Below are 6,798 nucleotides of genomic sequence, written 5' to 3' on the forward strand. Positions count from 1 at the left end.
ACTATCACCTCTCCACCAAACAGCCTCATCCTGAGGAAGCGCGTGAGCGCTGTCTCGAAGGATGGGCCACTTGTTTCTGAGTGTGCCGCCCATCCTTCGAGACGGACCTGGCGGTCCTCCTCAGGATGAGGTCCTGTGTAGGGCAGGTGCTGTCAGAAGTCGCCAGGACCACTTCTGAGCGAACCATTTCTAGATATCGAAAAACACCGTCTCGTCCTGGCCCTGCAGCTTGACGTCGAAGCGGTAGACGGCCTTGCCGTCGCGCTCCGTTTTCTTCGCGATCAGGGTCTGGCGGCGGCGTTCCCATTCGATCAGGTTGATCACCGGATCCACCGCATTGGCTTCCACTTCATCTTCAAAATAGAGCCGTGTCTGCAGACCGACGTTGATGCCCCGGGCAACGATCCAGAGGCTGATGTGCGGTGCCATGACCTTGCCGTCCGGGGTCTTGACCGGGCCGGGTTTAATGGTGTCGAAGCCCCACTCGCCGGTTTCGAAATCGGTGATCACCCGGCCCCAGCCGCGAAAACCGTCCTCGACTTGGCCCTCATGCTCCGGATGGGCGTAGATCCCGTCCGCATTGGCCTGCCAGGCTTCCAGCAGCACGTCCTTGATCGGCGATCCCATGCCGTCGATGACGCAGCCTTCGATGCGGATTCGCTCGCCCTTGGCATTGGGCCCGGCAATATCCCAGCCGAGTTCCTGCCGGTAGATGTCGAAGCCGGCGGCGCCCGGGGCCAGACCGATGTGCACGTAAGGGCCGGCGGTCTGGCTCGGGGTTTCTTTCAGGTAATTCAGGTCCTGAGGCATGTCAGTTGCCCTCCAGGCGGTTCTCGAACAGGGTCGACCGGCGTCCGCGCAGTACGATGTCGAACTTGTAGGCGATGGTGTCCAGCGGAATGGTGGCGTTGAGGTCGAGGCGCGCGGTCAGCTGCTCCACGGCTTCCGGATCGGGGATCGTGTTGACGATCGGGCATTTCGCAATAAGCGGATCGCCCTCGAAGTAGCACTGGGTGATCAGCCGCTGCGCGAATGCCGTGCCGAAGATCGACATGTGGATGTGCGCGGGCCGCCAGTTGTTGACCCAGTTGCGCCATGGGTAGGCGCCGGGTTTCACCGTGCGGAAATAGTAGTAGCCGTTCTCATCGGTCAGCGTGCGGCCGCAGCCGCCGAAATTCGGGTCGATGGGGGCGAGATATGTGTCCTTCTTGTGCCGGTAGCGGCCACCGGCATTGGCCTGCCAGATCTCGACCAGCGTATTGGGGAGCGGCTTTGCGTTCTCGTCCAGGACGCGCCCGTGCAGGATGATCCGCTCGCCGATCGCGCTCTCGCCCGTCTTGGCGTAATTGTGCAGGAGATCCTTGTCGAGCGGGTCGATGTCGTTGTGGCCGAAGACAGGCCCCGTGATCTCGCTGACCGTCGTCTCCAGGCTGATCATGGAATACTGCGGCGAGCGCGAGACGCTTGTCTTGTAGTCCGGCGTCAGCGCGGGCGGATGCCATTCCCGGTCACGCTGGTAAAAGGGTCCTGGTTTCATGCGGTGTCCTCCCAGTTGAACGGGATATCAGCTGTCTGCCTGATGGCCGTTCTGTTCCATCTCGGCGTAGGTTTCCTTGGCGATCTTGAGAGCCTGGTTGGCTCTTGGTACGCCGGCATAGATGGCGACATGCTGGAAAGCCTCGAGCACATCCGTCTTGCTGGCGCCGGTCCGGGCGGTGGCCCGGATGTGCATGGCGATTTCCTCGAAATTTCCGAGCGCCGCCAGAAGCGCGAGGGTCAGCATGGAGCGTTCGCGCGCGCTGATGCCGTCGGACGCCCAGACCGTTCCCCAGGCCCCTTCCGTGATCAGGGTCTGGAACGGCTCGTCAAGTGCGGTCTTGGCGGCTTCCGCACGGGCAACATGGTCTTCGCCGAGGACCGCCTTGCGGACGCGCATGCCGTCTTCAAATCGTTCAGACATGGAGGTCCTCCCTGAAAAAGCTCATGAGGTGATTGGTGAAATGATGGGGCTGCTCGACGCAGGGCAGGTGCCCCGCGTCAGCGATTTCGACGTAGCGGCTCCCCGGAACGAGCCCGGTCGTGGCACGCACCAGATCCGGCGGGCTGGCAAGATCGTCCGTCCCGGCGATCCCGAGGACCGGCAGGCGTAGCTGTGACGTCTGGTCTGTCAGATCCGTTCCGGCAATCGCCTCACAGCAGCCGATATAGCCTTCAACCGGTGTCCGCGTCAGCATGTTGCGCCAGGCCGTGCATTCTTCCGTTTCCAGAAAAGCCTTCGAAAACCAGCGCTCCAGTATCGGATCGGCAAGGCATTCGATCCCGCCCTCTCGGATGCGGGCAATCCGGTCCTGCCACATGGTGGCTTCACCCATTTTAGCGCCCGTGTTGGACAGGACCAGCGCCCTGACGCGTTGCGGCTGGCGGTTCGCCAGGAGCTGGCCGATCATGCCGCCGATGGACAGGCCGACAAAGATGCAGCTTTCCACCCCGATCAGATCCAGAAACTGCTCCGTGTCGCTGACAAGGTCTTCCATGGAATAGGGGGCAGGCGGGCAGGACGAGAGGCCGTGCCCACGCTTGTCGAAGCGAATCAGGCGGAACTCGGACGCCGGCAAGCGGTAGACCACCTTGTCCCAGAGCCGAAGGTCCGTGCCGAGCGAATTGGCGAAGACGACCGGCAGTCCGGCGGGGTTGCCGTCCTCGCGCCAGTTGAGGTCGACGGAAGGGAGCCTGGCGATCCGCATCAGTAGGGCAGTCCGACGTAATTCAGCGCAAACCAGGCCTGCGCGGCTTCATTGTAATGCAGTGACTCGATCTCGGCGCGTTGCATTTTCAGATCGAAGTCGGATTGGTTCGGGAAACGGTGCAGCATGTTGGTCGTCGCCCAGCTGAAGCGCTCGGCCTTCCAGATGCGCGCCAGCGCCTTTTGCGAATAGGTGTCGATGCCGTTGCTGTCCTTGTCTTCGTAATACTGGACCAGTCCCTCGAACAGATAGTGGACGTCGGAGGCCGCGGTGTTCAAGCCCTTGGCCCCGGTCGGCGGTACGATATGGGCGGCATCGCCGCACAGGAACAGGCGTCCCCAGCGCATCGGTTCGCTGACGAAGGAGCGCAGCGGGGCGATGGACTTTTCAATGGAAGGGCCCGTCACCAGCTTGTCGGCAACGGACTCAGGCACGCGGCGCTTCAATTCTTCCCAGAAGGCCTCGTCGCTCCAGTCCTCGACATGGTCGGCGACCGTGCACTGGATGTAGTAGCGCGACAGGTTCTCGTTCCGCATCGAGCACAGTGCAAAGCCCCGGCTGGAATTGGAATAGATCAGCTCGTCGTGAACCGGCGGCGTTTCGGAGAGCACGCCCAGCCAGCCGAAAGGATAGACCTTTTCGTATTCCTTGCGCACGTCGTCCGGAATGGTCTTGCGGCTGACACCGTGGAAACCGTCGCAGCCGGCGACGAAATCGCAGTCGATGCGCTGTGAAGAACCATCCGCGGTGAAGGTAACATAAGGCGCGTCGCTGTCCGCGCCGCAGATTTGGACGTTATCGACTTCGTAGATGATCTTGCCGCCGGTGGCCTCACGGGCGTCGTAGAGGTCGCGCGTCACTTCCGTCTGGCCGTAGACGATCACGCTCTGTCCGACCAGTTTCTGGAAGTCGATGTCGAACATCTCGTTTTCGTAGGAGATGGTGGTGCCGCGATGGATGAAGCACTCCCGGTCCATGCGTTCCGCGACACCCGCCTCCCGCATCAGGTTGACGAAACCGGTCTCCAGGATGCCCGCGCGGATGCGGCCGAGCACATATTCCTTGGTCTTCCGCTCCAGAACGACCGTCTCGATGCCCTTCTTGTGAAGCAGCTGCCCGAGCAGCAGGCCGGACGGGCCGCCGCCCACGATGACGACTTGAGTGCGCATAGGTGTCTCCCTTGTTGGAAACATATTGAATGTCCAAAAAAGGGAAGTAAAATGAGAAATTAAGCCATTTTGTTTCTCTTTTTGGAAACTAATCAGCCATGATCGATCGACGCATCAAATTCCGGCACATCCAGTGTTTCGTGGAAATCGCGCAGGAACGCAGCCTGAAACTGGCGGCGGACAAGCTTAGCCTGACACAGCCCGCGATCTCCAAGACGCTGAAGGAGCTCGAGGAGATCATCGGGGCGACACTGATGACCCGCAACAGGGCGGGTATCGTGCTCACCAAACAGGGCAAGGTCTTTCTGCATTTCGCGCAGATCTCTCTGGCCAGTTTGCAGCAGGGTCTCGACGGCGTCGAGAAGGAAGGCGAAGCCCGGGCGACCCTGAAGGTCGGGGCGCTGCCGAGCGTGGCGGCCAGCTTCATGCCGCCGGTTGTGCGGGAATTCACCGAAATGGCACCCAATGTCATGCTGCGCATCATGGACGGTCCGCACGGCTACCTGATCGAGCGGCTGAAACTGGGAGACCTGGATCTGGTCATCGGACGCCTGGGCCGTCCGGCCGCCATGGAAGGGGTTTCCTTCACCCAGCTTTATTCCGAGCGGGTCGATCTCGTGGTGCGGGCCGGGCACCCGCTTCTGGAAATGCCCGATATCAAGCGGATCGTCGACTGGCCCGTCATCTATCCGCCGGAAGGATCGGCGATCCGCCCGCTTGTCGAACGTTTCATGATTGCCAACGGCGTCGGTGACATTCCCAACAGGATCGAAACCGTGTCCGGAGCTTTCGGCCGGGTCTATACCCGCCGGACCAATGCAGTCTGGATCATCTCCGCCGGCGTCGTCCAGAACGAAACCGCCGACGGCCACCTCGTCCGCCTGCCCTTCGACAGCGACATCACCAAGGGCCCCGTCGGGCTGATGACCCGCCCGGACAGTCCGCCCAGCCCCGAAGAACAGGTCTTCCGCCTTGCCGTCCAGACAGTGATTGACGAGTTGGGTTTGAAGTCCTAGGGGCCCCAATCTCTTCCCCAAGGTTGTTATCCCGGTTTGACGCGTCAGCGGCAAGCCCGGGATCCAGTACGCCGTGTGGTCGAAGTCAGAATAAGTATTCGAAGTCGGATGTTTACTGGATCCCTGCCGGAGTTTATGCCCGCGAAGGCGAGTGCAAGGATGACAATTGGCAGCGGATTTCCTCACGCCCCCTTCCGGTGCACCCTCGGCGGCTCTCCGAATTCCAGCCGGTAGGCCCGGGTCATGGCACTGGTATTCCGGTATCCGCAGCGCTCAGCGATTTCGGCAATGCTCATCTGTGTCAGTTCGACAAGCCTTCTGGCTTCGCGCAGGCGGATCGCCTTGTAGACGGCGAGCGGTGTCATGTTCATTTCGTTCCGGAATTTCTCCTCAAGGCTGCGCAGGTCGACCTTCAGATGGCGGGCGAGATCCGGGATCGTCAGCGGCTCTTCGATGGTCCGGCGCATCAGGGTGGATGCGCTTCGCACAAGTGCGTCCGAACTCATCCGCTGAATGGGATCGTGCAGGTTCTGCCTGTCGCCGTGCATGAAAAGGGCGCCGACTTCGAGTGCGAACATCGGGCTGTGATGGCGCTTGATGAGTTCCAGGGTCAGCTCGAAGGCTGTCGTGGCGCCGCCGCAGGTGGCAAGGTCCTGCTCAAGCACAAAGCGCTCGTCCACCACGTCCACGTCCGGAAAGGCTTCCGCGAAGGCGTTGAACTCGTCCCAGTGAATGGTCGCCCGGCGTCCCTCCAGAAGGCCTGCCGCGGCCAGCAGCCACGCGCCCATATCGAGGCCCGCAAGCATGGAAAACCGCTTCCGGGCCGCGCGCAGCACCTGGTTCATCCGGGGCGTGGCAAACCGGGCGTGGCCGTAGCTCGGCATGAGGAACAGGAATGTGCCTTCCGGCCTGACTGCCGTCCAGGATTGGGTCGCGACCGGCAGGCCGCTTGAAGAGGTCACCGTGCCACCGTCCAGGCTGAAGATCTGCCAGTCGTAGAGTTGGCGCCGCGCAATCGTGTTAGCGGCCCGAAAGGGTTCGATGGCATTGGCCAGGCAATGGTTCGAGAACGACTCGAACAGCATGACCGAAATTTTCTGCGGACTTGCCGCTTTTTGAGAAATCTGCATGATTTCTTACCAAAGCTGCATATTGATGATGTCGTCCTTGTCTCATGCTGTCCGTCTGGAAGCAAGAGGAGGGAGCCATGCATTTCGGACTGAGCGAAGAACAGGAGATGATCGTCTCGACGGTCAGGTCCTTCGTTGAAAACGAGATCTACCCTCACGAGCAGATGGTGGAGAAAGCCGGCCAGGTGCCGCGCGAGCTTGGCGAGGAGATCAAGCGGAAATGCATCGATCTCGGCTTTTATGCCTGCAACTTCCCGGAAGAAGTCGGCGGGGCCGGTCTCAGCCATCTGGACTTCGCCCTTGTCGAGCGGGAACTCGGCCGTGGCTCCATGGCGCTGAACCACTTTTTCGGCCGCCCGCAAAACATCCTGATGGCCTGCAAGGGAGACCAGAAGGAGCGTTATCTGCTTCCAGCGGTACGCGGCGAGAAGATGGACGCCCTTGCGATGACCGAGCCGGATGCGGGCTCCGACGTGCGCGGCATGAAATGCCAGGCGGTGCGCGACGGCGGCGACTGGGTGATCTCCGGGTCCAAGCACTTCATCTCCGGCGCGGAACACGCGGACTTCTTCATCGTCTTTGTCGCGACAGGTGTCGACGAGACGCCCAAGGGGCCGAAAAAGCGCATCACCTGTTTCCTGGTCGACCGGGGCACGCCGGGCTTCGAGGTGCGCGACGGCTATAACTCCGTCAGCCATCGGGGCTACAAGAACTGCATTCTTTATTTCGACAAGTGCCG

General features: G+C 61.3%; 8 protein-coding genes. 2 read left to right on the top strand and 6 right to left on the bottom strand.

Annotated features, from left to right (window positions below):
* Positions 1–189: 189 nt before the first annotated feature.
* From pcaG to pobA, 5 genes are read right to left on the bottom strand one after another with little or no spacing between them, the layout of a single operon-like run.
* Positions 190–810: a protocatechuate 3,4-dioxygenase subunit alpha gene (pcaG, locus tag ACQY7U_RS17470; protein ID WP_428647026.1), complete on the bottom strand. Its 621-nt coding sequence runs from the start codon at positions 808–810 to the stop codon at positions 190–192.
* Position 811: 1 nt separating this feature from the next.
* The gene (pcaH, locus tag ACQY7U_RS17475) at positions 812–1,537 is read right to left on the bottom strand and encodes a protocatechuate 3,4-dioxygenase subunit beta (RefSeq protein WP_428647028.1); all 726 of its coding nucleotides are present in this window, start codon (positions 1,535–1,537) and stop codon (positions 812–814) included.
* 27 nt (positions 1,538–1,564) lie between these two features.
* Positions 1,565–1,960: a 4-carboxymuconolactone decarboxylase gene (gene pcaC, locus ACQY7U_RS17480; protein WP_428647031.1), complete on the bottom strand. Its 396-nt coding sequence runs from the start codon at positions 1,958–1,960 to the stop codon at positions 1,565–1,567.
* Entirely contained in the window at positions 1,953–2,744 is a 792-nt protein-coding gene (gene pcaD / locus ACQY7U_RS17485; protein WP_428647033.1) for a 3-oxoadipate enol-lactonase, read from the bottom strand. The genes pcaC and pcaD overlap by 8 nt, the downstream gene beginning before the upstream one ends.
* Positions 2,744–3,913, bottom strand: a complete 1,170-nt coding sequence (pobA, locus tag ACQY7U_RS17490) for a 4-hydroxybenzoate 3-monooxygenase (RefSeq protein ID WP_428647036.1) — start codon at positions 3,911–3,913, stop codon at positions 2,744–2,746. Before pobA ends, pcaD begins: the two co-directional genes overlap by 1 nt.
* Before the next feature lie 98 nt (positions 3,914–4,011).
* On the opposite strand from pobA, the gene pcaQ reads away from it, so the two are divergent.
* A complete protein-coding gene (pcaQ, locus tag ACQY7U_RS17495; protein ID WP_428647039.1) occupies positions 4,012–4,929 on the top strand; it encodes a pca operon transcription factor PcaQ in 918 nt (305 codons plus the stop codon).
* Between the two features lie 182 nt (positions 4,930–5,111).
* Here the strand turns inward: pcaQ and ACQY7U_RS17500 are convergent, their stop codons facing one another.
* On the bottom strand, positions 5,112–6,014 hold the full coding sequence (locus ACQY7U_RS17500; RefSeq protein ID WP_428647042.1) for a GlxA family transcriptional regulator: 903 nt from the start codon (positions 6,012–6,014) through the stop codon (positions 5,112–5,114).
* Between the two features lie 122 nt (positions 6,015–6,136).
* On the opposite strand from ACQY7U_RS17500, the gene ACQY7U_RS17505 reads away from it, so the two are divergent.
* Positions 6,137–6,798 (top strand): acyl-CoA dehydrogenase family protein (locus tag ACQY7U_RS17505; RefSeq protein WP_428647044.1); only part of this gene is annotated, 662 nt, incomplete at its 3' end.

Origin of the sequence: Roseibium sp., from assembly GCF_050301095.1 — a bacterium.
Taxonomy (GTDB): domain Bacteria; phylum Pseudomonadota; class Alphaproteobacteria; order Rhizobiales; family Stappiaceae; genus Roseibium.

Coding starts and splice junctions, on each gene's coding strand:
- pcaH (WP_428647028.1), bottom strand. CDS start 1,537: ATGAAACCAGGACCCTTTTACCAGCGTGACCGGGAATGGCATCCGCCC.
- ACQY7U_RS17500 (WP_428647042.1), bottom strand. CDS start 6,014: ATGCTGTTCGAGTCGTTCTCGAACCATTGCCTGGCCAATGCCATCGAA.
- pcaQ (WP_428647039.1), top strand. CDS start 4,012: ATGATCGATCGACGCATCAAATTCCGGCACATCCAGTGTTTCGTGGAA.
- pcaG (WP_428647026.1), bottom strand. CDS start 810: ATGCCTCAGGACCTGAATTACCTGAAAGAAACCCCGAGCCAGACCGCC.
- pcaC (WP_428647031.1), bottom strand. CDS start 1,960: ATGTCTGAACGATTTGAAGACGGCATGCGCGTCCGCAAGGCGGTCCTC.
- pcaD (WP_428647033.1), bottom strand. CDS start 2,744: ATGCGGATCGCCAGGCTCCCTTCCGTCGACCTCAACTGGCGCGAGGAC.
- pobA (WP_428647036.1), bottom strand. CDS start 3,913: ATGCGCACTCAAGTCGTCATCGTGGGCGGCGGCCCGTCCGGCCTGCTG.